We start from the raw sequence: 21,632 nt of genomic DNA, 5'->3' as shown, positions 1-21,632 counted from the left end.
TAGCAGAGTTAAAAGCCCCTTGCACCAAGAGATTGTCTTTATAAGACAAGGCACAAAAAAGCCCGCCACACAAACCCGGCGGGCCCCTTATCCGGCGTTATAAAACTTATCCCTGACGCGCTTTGAAGCGTTTATTGACTTTGTTAATCACATAAACCCGTCCGCGACGGCGAATAACGCGACAGTTACGATCACGTTTTTTTAATGTTTTCAATGAGTTGGCAACTTTCATAATCTCGTCCACATCCGCTATAGTCTCGAATAATGCGGGACAGTACAGGGGAGCCGCATCCTTTGTCAAGCAAAGGTTTTAAAGAACGATCCCCCCCTTATCCATGAGAATAAGGAGCACAAAGGCAAGATGCGTTAAATTATGGGCTTCCTGATCCAGACCGAACGCCCACCAGAACATGGTATTGGCAGGCTTCCATCCTTTTTCATAAGTTAAAACGCCTTTCGTTCTGTCAATGATGCTGTGTATCAGGAAGTCCAGCGCCCCCAGCCACCAGAGCGTGGGCGCAAAAGCCAGCACAATCAGCGTGGTGCCAATCGCATGGATAACGGTGTGAGAAAACAGCGCCCTGTAGCCCTCTTTTCCGGGCTTTCCCTTGTTCAGCGCCATCCAGTCGGTTTGCAGCAGAAAATCGCATGTAAGCTGCTTGAGCCTGAAGGCAACATATAAAAAAAGGAGAAGGAAAGGGCTCATTAAAAGAAACTTCCGTAACTGTAATCAGGAGTCATTATGCCTTTGAATCATAAAAATTCCAAGTCTATTGATTTTCGCCTTAAACCCTTTCATCATTAACCATACGCTAACCATTCTCGCGCATAGTAGGATGGAGTGAAACATAACATCCAGGCTTCTCTTTAAAAATGGAACAACAATCCCAAAAGGTTTTTCAGGCAGGCGAGGTTATCATGTCTCAAGGCGAGCGTGGTGAATGCGCCTATATCATAGAAGAGGGCCAGGTTGAAATTCTGATTGAAAAAGCGAACGGGCTTGTCCAGCGCGTGGCCACGCGCGGGAAAGGGGCCGTTATCGGAGAAATGGCCATCGTTGATGACGAGCCGAGGGTTGCGACCGTCAAGGCTGTTGAAGATTGTACACTCCTTGAAATCAGCCGCGAGGATTTTAACCGCCGGCTGAAAAATTCGGATCCCGTCATCCGCATGATCGCCCAGATTATTCTCACCCGTTACCGCGACATGCTGACCCGCGCCGCTATTTTCCGGGAACCGGGAACCTTCCCGACCCCTGAAGATCTCGAACGCGAACATGTCGAGCAAACAAATGCCGTGGAAACGATCAAGATTGCGAACGAATTTAAAACGGCGCTGGAAACAGGGCAGCTATCCCTGCACTACCAGCCCATTATCGACCTTAAAACCGGTGAAGTCGAAGGGTTTGAGGCCCTGATGCGCTGGATGCATCCCGAAAAAGGACCGATTTCCCCGGGCGTGTTCATTCCCGTTGCGGAAGATAGCGGGCTTATTGTAGAAGCCAGCCGCTGGGCCTTGCGGGAGTCCTGCAACGCGCTCAAACGTATTGGCGGACAGGCCGGGTACGACAACAGGTTTTTTATGAGCGTCAATTTTTCCAGCACAGATTTTGCTGAAAAAAATTTCATTGAACAACTCTACAATATCCTGAGTTCTACAGATGTCCGGCCCGATAAAGTCCATCTCGAAATCACCGAGCGCCTTTTGATGAGCCAGCCGGACAACGCAAAAGAAACCCTTAACATGTGCCGGAAAGCGGGCCTTGGCATTTCGATTGACGATTTTGGAACCGGATATTCCTCTTTAAGTTATCTCCACTATTATCCGATTGATACGCTGAAAATCGACCAGTCCTTTGTCCGAAATATGCATAAGGACGAAACAGCCAAAGAACTCGTGAAATCAATCGTTTCCCTTGGACACAACATGAATATGCGCACGATCGCCGAGGGCGTCGAGACAATAGAGGAAGCCGCTCTTGTTTCCGAAATGGGTTGCGAAAGCGCACAGGGATATTATTTCGCCAAACCACTGGCTGAAGCCGATGTCACAAAGCTTGTGACGAACTGGACGCCCAAAGACCTCGGCAACTGAAAGCCGGGTCGCAAACTACATAAAATTTTATGTAAATTTTAGCTCCTTTTAAATATTAGTCCGTAAAATAGGAAGGATGGGTGTACAATTACGCCTGCAGCCCCCTGTTAAATCAGGGAATTAAAGGGATAGAATTTAAGGGGAGATGGGGGAAATATCATGGCACACACACCGCACGGCGATTTGCCGCAATCAGAAAACAGCCAACAAGAGGGCCCTGTTGAAGTCATTTCAGCCGAAGGGCAAAGCCTCGTTGAGGTCCCCGGAAACGGCTTTATTTCGAATGCGGATATGTCCCGTGACGGAAATGATCTGGTTTTAGAAAGCCCTGACGGTGCCACCGTTGTGGTTGAAGGCTACTTTCTGGCAGATCCCGCGCCTGCCATCGAATCCCCCGATGGCGGCGTTTTGACCCCCCAGCTTGTTGATTCTTTTGTTCGCTCCCCCGCACAATTCGCAGCCAATTCCTCCGCGACGGATGAAAGCCCGGTTGGAGCCATTGAAGAAGTTAAAGGCGAGGCGACCGTCACACACGCAGACGGAACAAGCGACCCTGTTACGATCGGCACGCCGGTTTATCAGGGAGATATTATCGAAACCAGCGGCGAAGGCGCCGTCAACATTGTCTTTATAGACGAAACCAGCATGGCGATCAGCGAAAACGCCCGCATGGCCGTGGATGAATACAAGTTTGACTCCTCGACGGAAAGCGGCGCGACCAACCTTTCCGTCCTGCGCGGTGTTTTCGTCTTTACCAGCGGATTGATCGGGCGCGACGATCCCGATGACGTTCAGATTGACACCCCCGTCGGGTCTATCGGTATTCGGGGGACGATTATTGCCGGCCACATCAACGCCGGCGGCGAAAGCGAAATTACCGTTATCGAAGGCGCAATCGTTGTCAAAAATGGCAGCGGTGAACACACGCTTTCCGTCCAGTTTGAGACTGTTAAATTGAACGGCTTCAACAATGCGATTGAGGATCTCGGTGTTCTGAAAGCACAGGATATCGGCGGAAGATTTGGATCGCTGAGCGATGTCGCGCCGACCTTCTACAACGCCATTCAGGATACGGCAAAAGAGCAGGGGCATAATGAAGAAGCCGCAAACGCGGAAGCAGATGCGGAAGCACAGGCAGACGCAGACACGGAGGCGCAGACCGAAGACAACGGTCAGGATACGTTCGAAGATCCGCAGGCCGAAGAGATCATGATGAAGGATCCGGTTTTCCATCAGGACGTTCAGGGAGCAAAAGAGCCCGCGCCGATGGCCGACATGCGACATGGCGACCCTGCCAGAGAGGGCGGCAAAAATCATGGGCCGCTGCCGGGAACGCACATGGGCCCCCCTCACGGCGAGGGACTTCCACCGCCACCACCGCCACCCAGTGTTATTAATAACGGCGGCGGCAGCAGTGGCAGCAGTAGCAGCAGCACCGGCACACCCGGTTTGGACCTGACCAATGGAGCGGGCAGTCCGGGTGTCAGCCACATCGTGGATAATATTAACAACCAGATAGGCCATTCCATCAGCGCCGTCGGGGACGCAAATAATGACGGCTATGCGGATTTCATGTTTACGAACAACTCAACCGCCGCTGGAGAAAATCATAGCTACATTATGTACGGGAATTCATCCGGAAACCTGAGCGGCTTGGTTTCTACGCTGAACGATACGAACATTGTTTCCTTTGCGGACGTTGATGCCGATCAGGGAGAGCTGGCGATTTTTGCAAACCCCAGCACGGGCACGGGATTTGACCATGCGGCCATCTCCGGTATCGGCGATTTCAACGGGGACGGCGTAAACGACTACCTGGTCGGACAAGGCCAAAACAACGCGACAGGAAATGCCTTTATTGTGAGTGGGGATAACCCCGTCAATTCCATTGCACTCGGCGGCTTAAACCCTGCCGACTTGGCCGGCCATTCCGTTTCCGCTATCGGGGACATAGACAATGACGGCTATGCCGATGTGATTATCGGCGCACCGGGAACAGCGACGAATACCGGCTCCGCCTTTATTCTGACAGGCCACATGGGAACCATAATAGGCACGGAAGACGTATCCACCGGCTTTACCGGAACACGCGTTAACGGCGCCGCTGCCGGGGACCGTTTTGGCGAATCCGTGATCGGGCTGGGTGATTTTGACAGCGATGGGAAATCCGACTATGCCGTTGGCGCCAGCGGCCACAACAGCCTTACAGGCAAAGTGAGCATTTACAAGAGCGACGGATCGACAATAACAGACCTTTTTGGCACAAATGTGGGAGACCAGTTCGGATCCGGCCTCTCCGCCATCGGTGATTTTGACGGCGATGGAAAAAGCGACCTGATCATCGGAACGGAAAGCACGGACACAGCCCGGCTCTACGCAGGCGGAACAGGCTACGAAATCTCCACAGACGCCCACAGGATCATGGGTGGCGGCGGTGTCGGCGATTTCAACGCGGACGGGTATGACGATTTTGCCATCGCGGTGGAAAACGGATCGAGGGCTGACATATACGTCGTTTTTGGGGACGATACCCCGATCAACATGACTCTGGCCGAGTTGAACGATCCGTCAAAGGCGTTCAAAATGAGCTATGAAGGAATTGCCGCAGGCTCCGATATTTCCATTTCTTCTGTCGGCGACGCCAACGGAGACGGATTTGACGACATGGCTATCGGAATCTCCAGCTATGATATCAATAGTGATACGCTCGGAGACGGTCAGGTTATCGTTGTAAACGGCCGTGAGGTCGGAAACACGAACTATGTCAGGGACGGATATGGGCTGGATGCAAACGGCGGTGCAGGAAACGTTTCCGCCAGCGCAAACAGCCAGCATCTGGTTGACATGAGCGGCAGCGACAATTTCAGCGATAACGGATTTGCCGGCCTGAGCTTCCGCGGCGGCCATGGGGACAATGAAATATTCCTCAGCAACACCCTCTTTCAGGATATTGACGGCGGGCTGGGTTACGATACGCTTAGGATTGACAGCTCTCTTGATTTCAGCAATATCGACTATGAAAGAATCTCCGGCATTGAAGAAATTTACCTGCAAGGATCAGCGTTGGGCCCCGGCCCCACCCTCACGCTGACGGTTGAAAATATTTTCAATATGCTCAAATCCAGCGATACGGGAGAGCTAAAGATTGATTTCAGTAATGATTTCTCCGATCTTGTCATTGATGATGGTATACTGGGTGATCCTTATGCAAACGATGATGCTGCAGATATTGCTACGGCGCTTGGAACATTGGCGGGCGGCGCTGTCTCCATCGGATCAGGAGGAGGCTATGATACGTTCACTGTTGGGGGCTACCAGCTTCTCATTGATAATACCAACCCCTTAACATTCCAGTACGTCGTTTAATCACTTGCTCTTGGCTTCAAAAACCCCGTCCCAGGGCGCCTGGGGCGGGTTTTTTACAAGGTCTACAATACGTTCCATATACAGATCGTAATAGAAAGAAAGCTGTCCGTCTGCCGCTGCGCGCGCCTCCTTTAAGTCCTGCGCGGCGCAATCGAAATCCCCTGCGCGGTAAGCCGCAAGCATGCCGTTGTGAAGGGTTTCCCATCGCCTGAAACCGTCTTCCCCGGCAAAGGATTCATCCCCGAGAAGCGTAAAAACCTTCAGGGCGTTTTCCCGCCCCTTCACCTTTAAAAGGTCCAGTTCGATGAAAGCCATTTCCTGAACGACGTTGCGCGTGTCTTCCCCCACCAGAATATCCACGCCATATGTTTTTGTCTGCCCTTCCAGACGGGAGGCCAGATTGACGGCATCCCCCAGCGCCGAATAGGCGAAGCGCTGTCTGGACCCCATATTCCCGACGCTGCAGGGCCCTGTGTTAATCCCGATCCCCGCGCTCAAAAGAAGCGCCTCCCGCCCCTCTTCTTCGGCCCGCGCTTCAAGCTTCCGGTTGATCGGCCCCAGCGCCTCCTTCATTTTCAGCGCGCTTATGCAGGCATGGCGCGCGTGGTCTTTGTCATCCAGCGGCGCGTTCCAGAAGGCCATCATGGCATCGCCCATATATTTATCGATCGTGCCGCGATTTTCCATGACCGTGTCGGACATAGGCGTCAGGAAATCGTTCATCAGGTGGATCAGCTCTTCCGGCGTCAGATTTTCCGATATGCTTGTAAACCGCCGGATATCGGTGAACATCACCGTAAGGTCCCGAACCTCTCCGCCCAGTTTCAGTTTGTCCGGGTTTTTCGTCAACTCCTCCATAAAGCTTGGCGAAATATAAAGGCCGAAGGCCTGGCGAACCTGCCGCCGCTCGGATTCGCTGCGAATGTAGCTGAGCAGGGAAGACACCAGAAACAAAACGGACAGCGCCGCGCTCGGATAAACGGGGTCCAGCAAAATCCCCATGCGCGTATAGGCTTCCCACGAACCCAGAAACATCCCGCCCATCAAGATCGCCGTAAACAGCGCGAGCCATATCACATTGATAAAAGGCGCCAGAACAATAATCAAAAATCCGGCCAGACCGATAATGAGAGCTTCCACGCCAACGATAATATCAGGACGTTTGAGATATTTCCCCTGCAGGATTTGCTCGACAATATTCACGTGGACCTCCACGCCCGGCACAAAAATATCCAGCGGCGTGGAACGGATATCTCTTAACCCTTCCGCGCTTGTCCCGACGAAAACGATTTTATCTTTCAGGCGTTCGCGCAGCCGCTCTTTTTCCGCCGGATTAAAAAGCCTTTGCGCGGAAATATATTCTTCCTGCGCAATATCGCGGTAATACACCCAGAGTTTTGAATCGCTCTCGATCGGCACGTCCAGCCCGGCGATTTTAATCAGGTAATTCGTATCCAGAGCCGTTTTATCCTTGCGCTGGCGCAGCACAAGACGCGCTTTTTTATTGATATAAACCCGCAAGGCTTCGATCCCCAGCATGGGATAAAGCTCCGGTTCAATGCCTTTGGTATTCTCCGGCGGGTAGCGCACAAGTAAAGAAACTTCCCGGATAATCCCGTCGACGTCCGGAGTCGCCATAAAGCTTCCGTTTCCCGCCGCCGAAGAGGAAAATTCCGGCAGGTTTGTCGCCACGCCGGGCACTGAAAACCCGTCCCTGAAAAAAGGGGTTTTATCTTTCATCAGGAAGGTCGGCTTGCCTGTCTGAAACGGACGGCGCAGCGTTTCTTCGGGGCGGGCGCGTGTAAAACCGGTTACAACGTTTCCGGCTTCCCGGATAGCCTGTGCAAAAATCTCATCGTTGTCCGGCAGCTCTTTCAGCCGCTGGCGAATATCGTCATACCCTTCCTCGGGGAGCGTTGCCGCTACAAGCGCAGGAGAGGTGCGGTCCTTCTCGGCAAAAACAATATCGAAAGCAATGACTTTTGCGCCCAGTTCTTTAAGCGTGCCGACCATGTCCGCTATCACGCTGCGCGGCCACGGCCATTGCCCCATGACCTTCAGGGATTCTTCATCCAGATCTATAATGACCACGTCACCGGAAGGCGGGCGCGGGTGCAGCCGGTTAAAACTGTCGAACGTTGCGTACTGGAGACGCTTGCGCAGTTCGTGAGAGGAACCGCTGAAATAAACGCCGGCACCCAAAAGCCCGAAAAGGATAAGAATATGTATCCATTTATTCGTGAGAAATTTTATCATCTCTCCGTCAAAGCGCGATCGCGTGCACGCAAGATAGGTTTCAACAAATATTCCAAAATCGTGCGTTTGCCCGTAATGACTTCTGTTTCCGCAACCATCCCCGGCGTAATAGGAAGCGGTTTTCTCTCTGTGCCCAGATAGTTTTTATCCGTTCGCACTTCAATTTCAAAAAAGACGTTTCCCTCACGGTCCGTGACGCTGTTCGCGCCGATCCGCACCAGATTTCCCTTTAAGGACCCGTAACGCTGCGGATCGTAAGCGGTGATCTTAACGTTGACATCCTGCCCCGGATGCAGGAAAGCAATTTCATGCGGCGGCACGCGCGCCATGATCTTCAATTCATCGTCCAATGGAACGATCTCCACAAGCTGCATGGCCGGTTCGACGACACCTCCAATCGTTTTGAGCGTAATTTTGTTTACCACCCCGTTCACCGGAGAACGAATTTCGGATCGAAAAACCCGGTCCCCAATCGTGGTCAGGTTTTCATCCAGTTGTTTAATGCTCGTTTCAACTTCGTTCAGTTCGCCCAAAGCCTGCGTATGAAACTTGGCCCTTTGGTCTTCGCGCTCTTTCCTGGCGGCCCTGAGTTCAGCCTCCAGCCCGCTGCGTTTTTGACTGGCCTCCCGTATCTGGCCGGAGATATCGTTCAGCTCCCGTGTCAGCCTGATTTCCTCAAGCTGCGGCACGGCTCTTTTCTTGACCATTTCACGGGTAATCGTCAGCTCTTTTTGAAGGAGGGTCCGACTGTCCGCCAAACGCGCAATTTTAGCGCGCACTTCCGCAAGCCCCGCGCTCGCACGGGAAATCTTGTCTTCCAAAATAGATTGTGCATTGTCGAGTTCCTGCTGGCGGGAGTGATAAAGAGCCTCTTCATTCTCCGCAATCTTGGGTGCTTTTTTACGAATGTCTTCGGATAAAGAAAACTCGCTTCCATCCGCCTCTGCCTTCAGCCGCGCGCGCTTGGCCTTGAGCGCGACCGACCGCGCCTCCACCCCGCGCTCTTCCGAAGCGGACGCCACATCGCTGATCCGCAGCAAAACCTGATCTTTTTCGACAACGGCCCCTTCACTGACAAGAAGCTCGCTCAAAATGCCGCCTTCCAGAGATTGTACCACCTGAATTTCACTTGTCGGCACCACCTGCCCGCCGCCGCGAATGCGTTCTTCGATTTCTGAAAAGCCGGCCCAGACGATAAAAGCACCCACCAACGAAGCCACGGCAAGCAGCATAAAATGAGAGCTGTCCGACGGCTTCAGCCGCGTCGCCGCCTCCAGTTCGTCCATAAAGTCTGTTTCGTCTGTCATGCCGCTTCTATTCCTTCGGAACCTCAATACCGCCCTTGCTCAGAACCTCAATTACCTTATCCCGCGGGCCGTCGGCCACGACCTTGCCCTGATCTATTAAAATGAGCCGCTCCACAAGCGTCAAAAGATGATGCCTGTGCGTAATCAGCACCAGCGTTTTGTCTTTTGTCTGTTCCTGGATATGCCGCGTAAAAACGGCCTCGGCCTGCATATCCATGGCGTTTGTCGGCTCGTCGCAGATATAGATATTCGGCTTTAAAAGCATCGCGCGCGCCAGCGCGACACATTGCCGCTGACCACCGGAAAGCCCTTCCCCGCGTTCCCCCACCGGCGCGTCATACCCCATCGGGTGGCGGGAGATAAAATCGTGCACGCCCGCGGCCTTCGCCACTTCCAGAATTTCGGCTTCGGAGGCATGCGGCGCGCTCGCGGTGATATTGTCGCGAATGGAGCCGCTGAACAGGACAACATCCTGCGCGATATAGGCAATGTTCCGGCGCAAATCTGCCGGATCGATCTGCTGATAGTCCGTTTCATCAAACAAAATCGTGCCGCCGGCAGGATCGTAAAGCCCCATCATCAGGCGGGCAATCGTGCTCTTGCCCGATCCGATGCGCCCGATGACTCCGACCTTTTCTCCGGCCTGAATGGAAAAGCTTACCTCATCCAGCGCCTTTCCTTTTGTCCCCGGATAGGCGAAAGAAACTTTTTGAAAAGAAATCTGGCCCTTGAGATCCGGGCGGTGAAGAAAGTGTTTATGCGGTGGACGATCTACGGGCTTGCCCATAATGCCGTTAAGCGTTTTCAGCGCGCCCTTGGCGGTATGGTACCGGCTCATCAAATTGGCAACCTGCCCGATCGGCGTAATGGCCCGTCCTCCCAAAAGCACGCACGCAATCAGCCCTCCAACCGTAAGCACATGATCTTTTACCAGATACATACCGATTAAAACGATCAGGATAGAGGCAATCTGTTGCAGGAACGTTGCGGCGTTGACGCCCATTCCCGACACAAAACGCGAGCCCTGGGCATAGCCTGCATTCTCCGCCACATAGCCCCCATAGCGCGCCCGCAGACGTCCGTCCGCTCCGGTGGCCTTAATGGTTTCCAGCCCGTAAATGCTTTCCACCAGAAGCCCGTGCTTGGCTTCCGATGATTTTGTGGATTTACGCACCAGCGCTTTCAGGGGAAACTGAAGCGCAAGTCCCGTAACAAAAACAATGACGATCAAAGCGAAGAGAAGAAGCGCAACCGGCCCGCCGATCAGCCAGATCACAAAAAGGAAGAAAAAGGTAAAAGGCAAATCGACAACAGCCGTCAAAGTGGCCGAGGTGTAAAAATCGCGCACGGAATCGAAGTCCCTGAGCATATTCGCAAAAGATCCGCTCGAGGCAGGACGATCCGCCAGCTTCATATTCAGCAGATGATCGTAAATCCGCCGGGCCGCAATCACATCGACCCGCCGCCCCGCCAGATCAATGAAATAGCCGCGCAAACTGCGCATAATAAAATCAAACAGGAAAACCGTAAGCGCCCCCAGCGCCAGAACCCATCCCGTTTCAATCGCATTATTCGGGATCACGCGGTCATACACATTCATAATAAAAAGCGGGCTGGTAAGACCGAACAGGTTGATAAGAACCGCCGCCAGCGCCACGCGCATATAAATTGATTTCGCCTCGCTTATCGGCCCCCAGAACCAGTGACGGTCGCTATCCTCCAGATGGGGCGCGTCGGGGTCCGAGAATTCAGGCTTTGGATGCACGAAAATGGCATACCCGCTATAGGACTTTTCCAGATCCGCCATAGAAACATCCCGCAAAGCGCGCGTTTCAGGCGACCAGATATGCGCCTTTTTCCGGTCTTTGCTCACCCCCAAGAGCACACAGGCCTGGTCCTTTTCGAGAATAAGCACGGACGGCAAAACCGGCGCGGGGATTTTGACGGGTTTTTTACGCTTAACAACCCGCACGTTAAGATTGATTTTTTCTGCCGCTTCGCAAAAAAGCTCCGGCCCCATATTTTTTTCGCCGTAAGCGAGCCCTGCGGTTAAAGCAGGAGCCGATTTTGCACGTCCAAAATGGCTCGTCAGGAAAACAAGGCACTCCAGCAAAGGGTCTATAGAGGAGGCGTCAATTTTGCTCATGCGATACAGAAACCCCCTTCAGAGAGGATTTATAAAGCAGGGTTTCGTCTGCCTTTACAAGAGGCACAGATTCTTCCAACGCTTCTTCTCCTTCTCCCCCCTCCTCTGCCACAGGTGCCGCTGCCGCAGGCACGTCCGACTCCGCAAGTTCTAAAGACTGTTGCAACCGGCCGGTAGAGGCCAACGTCATATATTCGGACAAAAGAGTACGGTATTCCGCATTCATTTTTTCAATCTGCGCGCCAAAGAGCTGGTTATCCGCTTGCATGAGCTGCAAAAGCCGAATGCGTGCGCCTTCGAACTGGCTCTCATAAGCTTCGAAAAGTTCGGCGGTAACCGCCTCCCTTTCCTGCGCCAGATCGCTTTGCTTGCGGGCCGTTTCAAGCTGCGCATAAGCCAGGCGAACCTCCTGTTCAATCTGGCGCACAACTTCCTGAGAACGTGCCTGTTTTTCCGCATAATCGGCCTTGGCGCGGCGAATCCGGGCCAGTTCCGCGCCGCCTGTTGAAAAACTCCAGCTTGCGCGCAAAAGCGCCCGCCGGTCTTCGATCTCGCCGCCGATTTCTTCGAGCTGATCTTTTTTCAGATAAGACAACTCCCCGTTCAAATCGGGATAAAGGGTTCCTTTTTCTGCCGTCACGTCATATCCCGCAGCCTCGGATTCCTTGCGCGCAGCCATAATGCTCGGATGATGCGCCTTGGTGTAAGAGAGAGCTTCTTCCACAGAAGGGAAAATCATCTCCTCATGCACGGAAGGCTTTTTGAGCGCCCCGTCCGGCATCTTCCCGACAACTTCCACATAGGCCGCATAAGCCGATTCAAGCTGCCCGGTCGCCTCGCTCAAACTATTGGCGAGCAACAAATTGATATTGCGCGCCTGCGCCGCCTCGACCTCGTCGGCAGCGCCAGCATCCACCATCATTTCGACCCGTCCCAGATAATCCTGGAGCTTGTCTTTATAATCCCTCGTTTTTTCCAGCGTATCGCGCGATTGCAAAACATTGATGTAGGCCTGAACGGCGCGTAATGCGAGGCTTTCTTCTACACTGGAAACATTATAGTCTGCGGCAAAAATTCGCGCGCTTGCGGCATCCACGCGGTTTACCGTTTCAAAACCGCTGAAAATAGGCTGGGTCACGGAAGCGTTTCCTTCCCAAATCCATGAATAGGCCGCCCCCCTGCTTACGGTCAAACCGCGGCTTGTACTGTTATCGCCGTACATTCGTCCGCCCGAAGCGTTCGCATTCAAAACAGGAAAGAAATCCGATTTCTTTTCCCGGCGTTCCTCCATAGAGGAAAGATGGCTTGCCTTGGCCGCTTCTACGCTCGGATGATTGTTTAAAGCCGTCTGAACCGCTTCGCGCAAAGTCTCCGCATGCGCACCCGAGGACAGACTCAGGGACGCTCCAGCAACCGCCAGCAATAAAAATCTATAACACATCAAGAAATCCCCAGAATCGAGGCCAGAACTTCAGCCTTATTGAATTTAAAGGTTTATTGGACTTTAAGCAAGACTCTGACCCAAAATAACGCACGATTATGTATTTTTGGGAAAAACTTCACAAATTATATGCTTTCAGGCATTGTCTCTTTCGTTCTTCCTGCGTTAAATAACGTATCAAATAGAAAGTGAAAGGGTTTCCCTGTGACTCTCAAGATTGCCGTACCAAAAGAAACTTCGCCGGATGAAAAGCGCGTGGCCGCCTCACCGGAAACAGTCAAAAAGCTTGCCGCCCTTGGCGCAAGCGTCTGTCTTGAAAGCAACGCCGGAAAAGGGGCTGCCTTTTCCGACAAGGCCTATAAAGAGGCGGGCGCAACGATTGTCAAAACGGCAACGGAAGCCCTCAAAGACGCCGATATCGTCCTTCGTGTCCGTCCGCAAGCCGGCGAGGATTTCAAATCCTTACGTAAAAACACGCTTCTGGTGGGCATGTTAAACCCCTATCAAAACGAAGCGCTGATTAAAAACTGTGCCGAAAGCGGCATAACCGCTTTTGCGATGGAACTCGTGCCGCGCATCACGCGCGCGCAGGCAATGGATGTCCTGTCCTCCCAGTCCAATCTGGCGGGCTATAAATCCGTTCTGGACGCTGCGGAGCATTACGCCCGCTCCTTTCCGATGATGATGACCGCTGCCGGCACGATTGCGCCGGCAAAAGTGATGGTGATGGGCGCCGGCGTTGCGGGATTGCAGGCAATTGCAACAGCCAAAAGGCTGGGCGCGATCGTCTGCGCCACGGATGTCCGCCCGGCCGCCAAAGAGCAGGTGCAATCTCTGGGCGGCACTTTTGTGGCTGTCGAGGACGATGAGTTTAAGGAAGCGGAAACATCCGGCGGCTACGCCAGGGAAATGTCAAAAGCTTACCAGAAAAAACAGGCGGCCCTGATTGAAGAAACCATCGCCAGACAGGACATTGTAATTACGACCGCCCTGATCCCCGGACGCCCTGCGCCTAAACTTATCTCGGAAAAAATGGTGAAATCCATGAAACCCGGGTCCGTGATTGTCGATCTGGCCGTGGAAGCGGGTGGAAACTGCGAACTCTCGCAAAGCGGAAAAGTCGTTGAAAAGCATGGCGTTACGATTGTCGGACATTCGAACACGCCTTCCCGTCTCGCGACAGACGCCTCCGCCCTCTACGCCAAAAACCTTCTGAGTCTTCTGGCCCTGATAATAAAAGACGGCGCACTTTCGATTGACTGGGAAGATGAAATTATCAAGGCCATTGCCCTGACCAAAGACGGTGACATTATTCACCCCGGTTTTCACAAGGAAAAGGCGCAAGAAAACCCTGTCAAAGGCAAAGCCGCATCGGAAGAGCACCTTGTAGAGGAACCGGAATCGCAAAAGAAAACAGGGACGGATAAAGAATAGAAAGCAAAAAAATGAGCGAAGACAAAACACTTTCCGAAAGCGCGGCGGATCTCGCCAACAAAGCGCAAGACATAGCAGACCAGGCCGCAAATATAGCGGTGCAGGCAAGCCAGGCCCTTGCGGACATGGATGGCGGACACGGCTCGTTCTTCCTAAGCGGCCTGACCGTCTTTATTCTGGCCTGCTTTGTCGGCTATTACGTCGTCTGGCACGTCACCCCGGCCCTGCATTCACCGCTGATGGGTATCACAAACGCATTGTCTTCCGTGATTATTGTCGGCGCCCTGATTGCCGCCGGACCGGCGGAGATGAGTTTTTCAAAACTCCTCGGATTTCTGGCCGTTGTTCTGGCAGGCGTCAATATTTTCGGCGGCTTTATCGTGACCCGCCGTATGCTAAGCATGTTCAGGAAAAAAGGATCGTAAGCCATGGAAGCCCTCTCCACCCTCGCCTATCTGGTGTCTGCCATATGTTTTATCATGGCGCTGCGCGGTCTTTCCCATCCTGAGACGGCGCGCGCCGGCGCCGTTTACGGCATGGGCGGCATGGCCATCGCCATTACAGCCACACTTTTTATCGCCGTCCAGTCATGGTGGCTTATTCTGTGCGGGCTTGCGATCGGCGGAAGCATCGGCACCGTCATCGCCAACAAAATCAAGATGACGGCCCTGCCCCAACTGATTGCCGCGTTTCATTCCCTTGTGGGCCTTGCCGCCGTTTTTGTCGCCGCCGCCGCGTTTTTCAGCCCGGAAAGCTACGGCATCGGACTGAAAGGGGACATCCCCGCAGGCAGCCTGATCGAAATGTCTCTGGGGGCGGCTATCGGGGCCATTACCTTTACAGGCTCGGTCATCGCCTGGGGGAAACTGCAGGGCAAAATCAGCGGTAAACCCGTGACCTTTCCCATGCAGCACCTTATCAATGCCGCATTGGGCGGAGCGTTAATCGCGCTGATTATCCTCCTGACCTTAAGCGAAAGCACTCTCCTGTTCGGTCTGGTCGTTCTGGCGGCGCTGGCACTGGGCGTCCTGATTATCATCCCGATCGGGGGCGCGGACATGCCCGTCATTGTGTCCATGCTCAATTCCTATTCGGGATGGGCCGCCGCCGGTATCGGCTTTACGCTGCAAAACGATCTTTTGATTATCACCGGGGCGCTGGTGGGCTCTTCGGGCGCCATTCTGTCTTACATCATGTGCAAGGGGATGAACCGCTCCTTCCTGAACGTGGTGCTGGGCGGATTCGGCGCGGAAGAAAGCGGCGGCGGCGCCGCGGATACGGGAGACAGACAGGCCCATATCGGATCTGCCGAAGACGCGGCCTTTATCATGAAAAATGCCTCTAAAATCATCATCGTGCCCGGTTACGGCATGGCGGTGGCGCAGGCGCAGCACGCTTTGCGGGAAATGGCGGATATCCTGAAGGCTGAAGGCGCGGAAGTGAAATACGCGATCCATCCCGTGGCGGGCCGGATGCCCGGCCATATGAATGTGCTTCTGGCCGAAGCCAACGTGCCTTACGACGAAGTGTTCGAACTGGAAGACATCAACCGCGAATTCGCTCAGGCGGATGTCGCTTTTGTCATCGGCGCGAATGACATCACCAATCCGGCAGCCAAAAAAGATTCCTCTTCTCCGATTTACGGCATGCCCGTTCTGGACGTGGAAAAGGCCAAGACCGTCTTCTTTATCAAGCGTTCTTTAGGCTCCGGCTATGCGGGGATCGACAACCCGCTCTTTTACGCGGACAACACCTATATGTTGCTCGGCGATGCCAAGAAAGTCACCGAAACCGTCGTCAAGGCGATGGAGTAGGCTGGGGAGGGCATGGATTTTTCCAATTCCCCTCATGAATCTCAAACCTTGTCTCATCGACCCCCGGCAAAACATTGAACGCCTCCGGCGTTTTATTTCCTGCCAGAAAACGGGTATCGAGAAATTCTTTTTGTTTCTCGAACTCGTTCCAGAACAAGACATGCGTCCCCGGCTTGTCGAGGGCGCCGGGCTGCTGAATTTTTGTCATCAACTCGCGGAAGCCTTCATCGTAGGACGAAATAAGAGCGCCGTCGTTAATCAATAAAACCCTGTTTTCTGGATTTGTATTATGAAATACGATTCTGGCCTTTGAAAAATTGGAATCTGTCGCATGGAGGACTATCTTTTTTCCTTCCAGAAATTTCATAAGGGCCTGACGCTCTTTCAGATCGGGATAGGCCGATTCGATCAGATTCAAAGCCTGTTGTGCCCCGTCGGAAGGGGAATAGCCCGGAAAACCTTGGCCTTGAAGTGTATTGTCACAACGCTGCGCCCTGTCCTTAAAAACAAAGGACATCCGGTGAAGATCATCCAGCGCCGCCTGCTCTTCCGGCGTAGGAACAGGATCATCAAATGCCCCGCCGAGCCACAAGCCTCCCGCCACAACGGCGATACCGACAGGTGCCGCCGCCCATCTATATTGTTGCAGAAGAGAAAAAAGGCCACCCTTTTCAGCGTCCCTTGCAGGTTTCACGCCCAGTTCAACAGCCATAACATAATCCTTTCCCAAAATACTTCCGGCAAAAATAGCCAAAGATAAAATTATGTCAATGAAAAATCCATTCGAACCCCGGAAAAAGAAACGGTAAGATGAACATCATGAAAAACACGCCCGATCTCGCCCCCCGCTTTTTACCCCCTGAAGGCTGGGAGGAAGATTACTTTAACAATCCAAAAACGGGCCATAAAATCCGTTACGGCTATGTCCTCCCGAAAACGCCGGCCAAGGCCGCCGTCGTCTGTCTCGGCGGCCTGAGCGAATTTGCCGAAAAATATTTTGAAACGGCCCGCGACATGCTCGAACGCGGTTTTTCCTTCTGGACGATGGACTGGAAATATCAGGGGCTTTCGAAACGCCACGATGTCAATGTTCACAAACGCCACAGCGACGGATATGAGCAGGATATTCTGGATCTGGACCATTTTGTCACTCAAATCGTCCGGCCGGAAACAAAAGCCCCCCTCCTGCTGCTTGGCCATTCGATGGGAGGGAATATCGGCCTGCGTTATTTAAGCCGGACCCCCGGCACGTTTAAAGCCGCTGCGTTTTCCGCCCCGATGCTCGGAATCAAAGCGCTGGACCCATACGGTCCTTTGGCAAATCTTTTGCTCTTCCTGCTGCGCCCTTTTTACGATTCTTACGTACCCGGCGGGAAAGACTGGCATGAGGAAATGCGCACAAGCCGTAAAACGGATATTTTTTCAAGCGACCCTGTCCGCAAGGAAGTCCATAATGCGTGGTGCCTTGCCCGGCCGGACCTGCAGGTCGGAAACCCGACGCTTGGATGGGTACGGGAAAGCATGAAATCCTGTCGGGCCCTCCAACAGGACGGCGCTTTGGAAAAAATAGATATCCCGGTTCTCCTGGCCTGCGCGGGAAAAGATACTCTGGTCAGCAACGCGCTTATCCGCCGGGCTGCGCAGCATATTCCGCAGGCCGTTCTGCTGGAACTCCCCGGGGCGTATCACGAAATCCTGATGGAACGCGACAGTCTGCGCGGTGTTTTCCTGAAAGGTTTCGATAAAATTCTTTAAAGCCCGTCCAAAAAAGCATATGATCTTCCGGTAAAAAGGACCTTTGAAAATGCAAAATTTCTCCATTGAAAAACTCCGCCTTTGCGACCGTATTCTGACCGCCTTTCAACTGGCGCTGGAACAGGAAGATATCGAAACGGCCGAAGCCCTGAATAACGCCATGGAGCTCTCCATGACCCGGAAAACCGGCGGCGGGGAATTCATCGAACGAAGGGATTATCCCATAGATGTCGAAAAAGCGATTGAAAAGCTTCGCTCTCTAAAGAAAAAAGCCGACAAGAAATAATCACCCTCTAATAAGCGCGGCCCATTCCTCTTCACTCAGGATTTGCACGCCCAAGGCTTCCGCCGCCTTTGCTTTTGATCCCGCATCCTCCCCCGCGACCACATAATCCGTTTTTTTAGACACGGAGCCGGACACTTTCGCGCCAAGGCTTTCGGCTGTGGCCTTGGCCTCGGGGCGCGTCATGGAAGACAGGGTTCCCGTGAAGACAACCCTTTTTCCCGAAACGGGACTTTGCTGTGTTTGAGGCGCTTCATAGGATTGGATCGTCAGAAGGCTCTCCAGATCCTTCAGTACCTCCTGATTATGCTTTTCCGCAAAAAATCCCAGAAGGTCGTCCGCAACGGACGGCCCTATATCCTCGATATTTATAAGGTCCCGATACGCGTCAGACTCGCGGTTTTGAGCCTTTTCCATTTCATTTTTTAAATTTTGGAAACGTTCGTATGCCTGCGCGAGGCGTTTGGCCGTAGCCTCTCCGACCTGACGAATGCCCAGCGCGTAAATAAAACGGCTCAGGGAAATCGTCTTGCGTTTTTCTATCGCCTTAAAAAGATTTTGAACCGATAAATCTCCCCAGCCTTCCCGCTCCTGCAAAGGAGGATCAAGCTCCCCGGCCTTTTCCGGAAGACGGAAAATATCCCCCGGCGTTTTGACCAGCCCCTCTTCCCAGAACTGCTGCATGACTTTTGCGCCGAGCCCCTCGATATCAAATGCATTTTTGGATACGAAATGCTTGAGCCGTTCGAGAGCCTGCGCCGGACAAATCAGGCCGCCGGTGCAGCGGCGGACGACTTCCCCCTCCTCCCGAATAGCCAGAGAACCGCAGGCCGGGCAATGGTCCGGGAAAACAAAGACTATGGACTCTTTTTTTCGTTTAGCCTCAATATGTTTCAAGACCTGCGGGATAACGTCGCCCGCCCGCTGGATAAGAACATGATCCCCGATGCGCACATCCTTTCGGGCCAGTTCATCCTCATTGTGCAATGTCGCGCGGGAGACAACGACGCCGCCAACCGTAATCGGCTCCAGCTCCGCCACAGGCGTCAGCGCGCCCGTCCGCCCCACCTGAATGACAATATCGTTCAAAATAGTCACAGCCTGCTCGGCGGGAAATTTATGCGCCGTCGCCCAGCGCGGCGATCGCGAGATAAACCCGAGACGGTCCTGAAAATCCAGACGATTGACCTTATACACCACCCCGTCAATCTCATAAGGCAGGTCGGGGCGTAAATCCATGATATTCCGGTAGTAAGAAAGAATATCCTCCAGTGTCTGGCACAGGGAAACAGGCTCGGCTTCCTGAAATCCCCACTCCTTTAATTTTGAACGAATACCGGATTGAGTGCTTGCAAAATCCTGGCTGGTTTCCCCCAGCGCATAACCGAAGAAATGCAGCGCCCTCTGCGCGGTAACCGTAACATCGAGAAGACGAACGCTCCCGGCAGCGGCATTGCGCGGATTGGCGAAAACCTGCTTTCCTTCTTCTTCCTGCCGTTTGTTCAGCGCCATAAAATCATCCCGGCGCATATAAATTTCTCCGCGAACTTCCAGAATATCCGGCGCTTCTTTTGGAAGAGTCTGCGGAACATCGAAAATCGTTTTGACATTCTCTGTGATATCCTCCCCTTCGCTTCCGTCCCCGCGGGTCGCCGCCAGAACAAGTTTCCTGTTTTCATACCGCAGGGAACAGGACAGGCCGTCAATTTTCGGTTCTGCCGATATCTCAAGCGGCTCCTGTTCCTCCAGTCCTAAAAACCGCCGCACACGCGTCAGGAAATCCTGCAACTCTTCTTCATCGAACACATTGGAAAGAGAGAGCATCGGCACAGCATGCCTGACTTTTTGAAACCCTTTTGAGGGGGCAGCCCCTACTTTCTGCGTCGGACTTTCCGCGCTTGCAAGATCCGGATATTTTTTTTCCAGGGCTTCCAGTTCACGGCGCAGCGCATCATAATCCGCGTCTGAAATTTTCGGCGCATCTTTCTGGTAATAGGAAATATCGTGCGCCTTGACCTGTTTTACCAGAGCGGCGTGCCGGGCGCGCGCCTGCTGCTCATCCATATCAAAAAGCGTTTCCATCTTCATGCCGCCCGTGTCTCCAGCAGCCTGTCCGCCGCCGCGCGGGCTTCTTCCGTAATTTCCGCGCCGGCCAGCATGCGTGCGATTTCTTCGCGTCTTTGCGTATTTTCAGGCAAGGGAACAATATCGGTCTTCACTTCCTTGTCGCCGTTTTTGCTCACAATCCAGTGATGTGCTGCCCGCGCTGCGACTTGCGGCGAGTGTGTCACCACCAGAATTTGACGGTATGCGGACAGGCGCGCCAGCCGGTCCCCTACGGCCGCTGCCGTAGAGCCGCCGATGCCACTGTCCACTTCGTCAAACACAAGCGCGCCGGCGGCACCGACTTCCGCCAGAACCACTTTCAGCGCCAGCATAAAACGCGCCATTTCCCCGCCGGAAGCAATTCTGGCCAGAGGCCCTGCCGGCGTCCCCGGATTCGTGGCGACCATAAACTGGACGCCGTCTATCCCGGAAGGCCCCCACTGATCTTCCGGCAGCCGTTTGATTTCCGTTTCAAACCGGGCCTTTTCCAGCTTCAGAGGCCCCAGTTCCTTTTGCACCAGTTCGTCCAGTTTTTTTGCGGACTTCCGGCGTGTTTTTGAAAGAGAGTCGGCCTGTGCCAGATAAGACAGGCGGCAGCGTTCGACCCTTTTAACAAGGTCTGAAAGCCTCTCATCCTGCCCTTCGATCAAATCAAGCTGCTGTGCCAGATCCTCCCGTTTTTGGGGCAGGTCGTCAATCCGGCAGCCATGTTTCCGCGCCTGGTTTTTAAGGGCAAAGAGACGCTCATCGATCTCTTCCAGAGAGCCGGCGCCTTCCTCCATCTCACTTGAAAAGGAGCGAAGCTGCGCCGAAACTTCCTGCAATTCCGCCGCGGCACGGTCCATGCCCGCCGCCATTTCCCTTGCCTCCTCACCAATCTGCTCCAGCGCTTTCCACACGCCGCCCATTTTGTTTTCCACCGCCTCAAGCCCCTGATGGGCGGCGTTCAGCCCTTCGAATATTTTGTCCCGCCGCATCAAACGTTCCCGTTGCAACGTCAGCTCTTTTTCTTCCTCCTCTTTTGGCGCGAGTTCATCAAGGTCTTCAAGGGCCCCGCGCAAATACTCCTCTTCCTGTTTCGCTTTTTCCATTTTTGCACGGCTGTCGCTCAATGCCTGATCGGCCTCTTTCCACGCCTCCCACAGGCGCGAAAGCGCCGCCCGTTCTTCGGACACGTTCGCATAGTCGTCCAGCAACCCACGATGCTCTTTCGGGTTTAAAAGCCCCTGCGTTTCAAACTGCCCGTGGACTTCGACCAGCGTTTCCCCGATTTTTTTGAGCAGGGCGATGCTTACAGGCTGGTCGTTTACAAACGCGCGGGAGCGTCCATCGGCGTTAACGACCCTGCGAAGAATAAGCGTATTCTGGGTTTCCAAACCGGACTCACACAAAAAAGCGTGCGCCGGATGGTCTTCTTCTACTTCGAAAGTGGCGCTGACCTGCGCCTGATCCGCCCCTTTTCTAATCAGGGCGGACTCCGACCGGGCGCCGAGCGCCAGCCCCAGGGAATCCAGCAAAATAGACTTTCCGGCCCCCGTTTCCCCGGTGAGGGCGCACAAACCTTTTTCAAACTCGATGGTCAGGTGGTCGATCAGAACCACGTTTTTGATGGTCAGGCTGGCGAGCATCC

Annotated in this window: 16 protein-coding genes; 7 read left to right on the top strand and 9 right to left on the bottom strand. The window is 53.6% G+C overall.

Features of this window, described 5'->3' with window-relative positions; all coding sequences use genetic code 11:
- Positions 1-106 precede the first annotated feature (106 nt).
- The gene (gene rpmJ / locus H6853_04690) at positions 107-232 is read right to left on the bottom strand and encodes a 50S ribosomal protein L36 (protein ID USO02850.1); all 126 of its coding nucleotides are present in this window, start codon (positions 230-232) and stop codon (positions 107-109) included.
- A 78-nt stretch (positions 233-310) separates the two neighbouring features.
- Complete coding sequence (locus H6853_04685) at positions 311-706, bottom strand: DUF3307 domain-containing protein (GenBank protein ID USO02849.1); 396 nt, start codon at positions 704-706, stop codon at positions 311-313.
- A 167-nt stretch (positions 707-873) separates the two neighbouring features.
- On the opposite strand from H6853_04685, the gene H6853_04680 reads away from it, so the two are divergent.
- Positions 874-2,094 (top strand): EAL domain-containing protein, encoded by a 1,221-nt coding sequence (locus H6853_04680; protein USO02848.1) that lies wholly within the window; start codon positions 874-876, stop codon positions 2,092-2,094.
- A 159-nt stretch (positions 2,095-2,253) separates the two neighbouring features.
- The gene (locus H6853_04675; protein USO02847.1) at positions 2,254-5,460 is read left to right on the top strand and encodes an FG-GAP repeat protein; all 3,207 of its coding nucleotides are present in this window, start codon (positions 2,254-2,256) and stop codon (positions 5,458-5,460) included.
- Here H6853_04675 and H6853_04670 read toward each other — a convergent pair whose 3' ends face one another.
- From H6853_04670 to H6853_04655, 4 genes are read right to left on the bottom strand one after another with little or no spacing between them, the layout of a single operon-like run.
- Positions 5,461-7,716 (bottom strand): adenylate/guanylate cyclase domain-containing protein, encoded by a 2,256-nt coding sequence (locus H6853_04670; protein USO02846.1) that lies wholly within the window; start codon positions 7,714-7,716, stop codon positions 5,461-5,463. It abuts the gene before it with no gap.
- Complete coding sequence (locus tag H6853_04665) at positions 7,713-9,023, bottom strand: HlyD family type I secretion periplasmic adaptor subunit (protein ID USO02845.1); 1,311 nt, start codon at positions 9,021-9,023, stop codon at positions 7,713-7,715. The genes H6853_04670 and H6853_04665 overlap by 4 nt, the downstream gene beginning before the upstream one ends.
- Before the next feature lie 7 nt (positions 9,024-9,030).
- Positions 9,031-11,169 carry a type I secretion system permease/ATPase gene (locus H6853_04660; protein USO02844.1) on the bottom strand — a complete coding sequence of 713 codons (2,139 nt, stop codon included), beginning with the start codon at positions 11,167-11,169 and terminating at the stop codon, positions 9,031-9,033.
- Positions 11,156-12,610 carry a TolC family protein gene (locus H6853_04655; protein ID USO02843.1) on the bottom strand — a complete coding sequence of 485 codons (1,455 nt, stop codon included), beginning with the start codon at positions 12,608-12,610 and terminating at the stop codon, positions 11,156-11,158. Before H6853_04655 ends, H6853_04660 begins: the two co-directional genes overlap by 14 nt.
- Positions 12,611-12,814: 204 nt before the next feature.
- Between H6853_04655 and H6853_04650 the strand changes: the two genes are divergently transcribed.
- The 3 genes from H6853_04650 to H6853_04640 are packed head-to-tail and all read left to right on the top strand — an operon-like array spanning position 12,815 to position 15,858.
- The gene (locus tag H6853_04650; GenBank protein ID USO02842.1) at positions 12,815-14,044 is read left to right on the top strand and encodes a Re/Si-specific NAD(P)(+) transhydrogenase subunit alpha; all 1,230 of its coding nucleotides are present in this window, start codon (positions 12,815-12,817) and stop codon (positions 14,042-14,044) included.
- An 11-nt stretch (positions 14,045-14,055) separates the two neighbouring features.
- Positions 14,056-14,469 carry an NAD(P) transhydrogenase subunit alpha gene (locus H6853_04645; protein USO02841.1) on the top strand — a complete coding sequence of 138 codons (414 nt, stop codon included), beginning with the start codon at positions 14,056-14,058 and terminating at the stop codon, positions 14,467-14,469.
- A 3-nt stretch (positions 14,470-14,472) separates the two neighbouring features.
- Positions 14,473-15,858 (top strand): NAD(P)(+) transhydrogenase (Re/Si-specific) subunit beta, encoded by a 1,386-nt coding sequence (locus H6853_04640; GenBank protein USO02840.1) that lies wholly within the window; start codon positions 14,473-14,475, stop codon positions 15,856-15,858.
- Here the strand turns inward: H6853_04640 and H6853_04635 are convergent.
- A complete protein-coding gene (locus tag H6853_04635) occupies positions 15,842-16,570 on the bottom strand; it encodes a hypothetical protein (GenBank protein USO02839.1) in 729 nt (242 codons plus the stop codon). The two genes, H6853_04640 and H6853_04635, sit on opposite strands and share 17 nt — an antisense overlap.
- 98 nt (positions 16,571-16,668) lie before the next feature.
- Here H6853_04635 and H6853_04630 point away from each other — a divergent pair, with 98 nt between their 5' ends.
- Together H6853_04630 and H6853_04625 are read left to right on the top strand one after the other, a co-directional pair.
- Positions 16,669-17,613, top strand: coding sequence for an alpha/beta hydrolase (locus H6853_04630; protein ID USO02838.1), 945 nt, complete (start codon positions 16,669-16,671; stop codon positions 17,611-17,613).
- Between the two features lie 49 nt (positions 17,614-17,662).
- Complete coding sequence (locus tag H6853_04625; protein ID USO02837.1) at positions 17,663-17,899, top strand: hypothetical protein; 237 nt, start codon at positions 17,663-17,665, stop codon at positions 17,897-17,899.
- On the opposite strand, the gene ligA is transcribed toward H6853_04625, so the two are convergent.
- Both ligA and recN read right to left on the bottom strand, forming a co-directional pair.
- On the bottom strand, positions 17,900-19,978 hold the full coding sequence (gene ligA, locus H6853_04620; protein ID USO02836.1) for an NAD-dependent DNA ligase LigA: 2,079 nt from the start codon (positions 19,976-19,978) through the stop codon (positions 17,900-17,902).
- A gap of 2 nt (positions 19,979-19,980) precedes the next feature.
- A complete protein-coding gene (gene recN / locus H6853_04615) occupies positions 19,981-21,630 on the bottom strand; it encodes a DNA repair protein RecN (protein USO02835.1) in 1,650 nt (549 codons plus the stop codon).
- Positions 21,631-21,632 lie beyond the last annotated feature (2 nt).

It is taken from the genome of Rhodospirillales bacterium, from assembly GCA_023898765.1.
Lineage (GTDB): Bacteria > Pseudomonadota > Alphaproteobacteria > Micavibrionales > Micavibrionaceae.
Note: the sequence above shows the minus strand (reverse complement) of the source record. Positions and strands in the feature narration are given on the sequence as shown.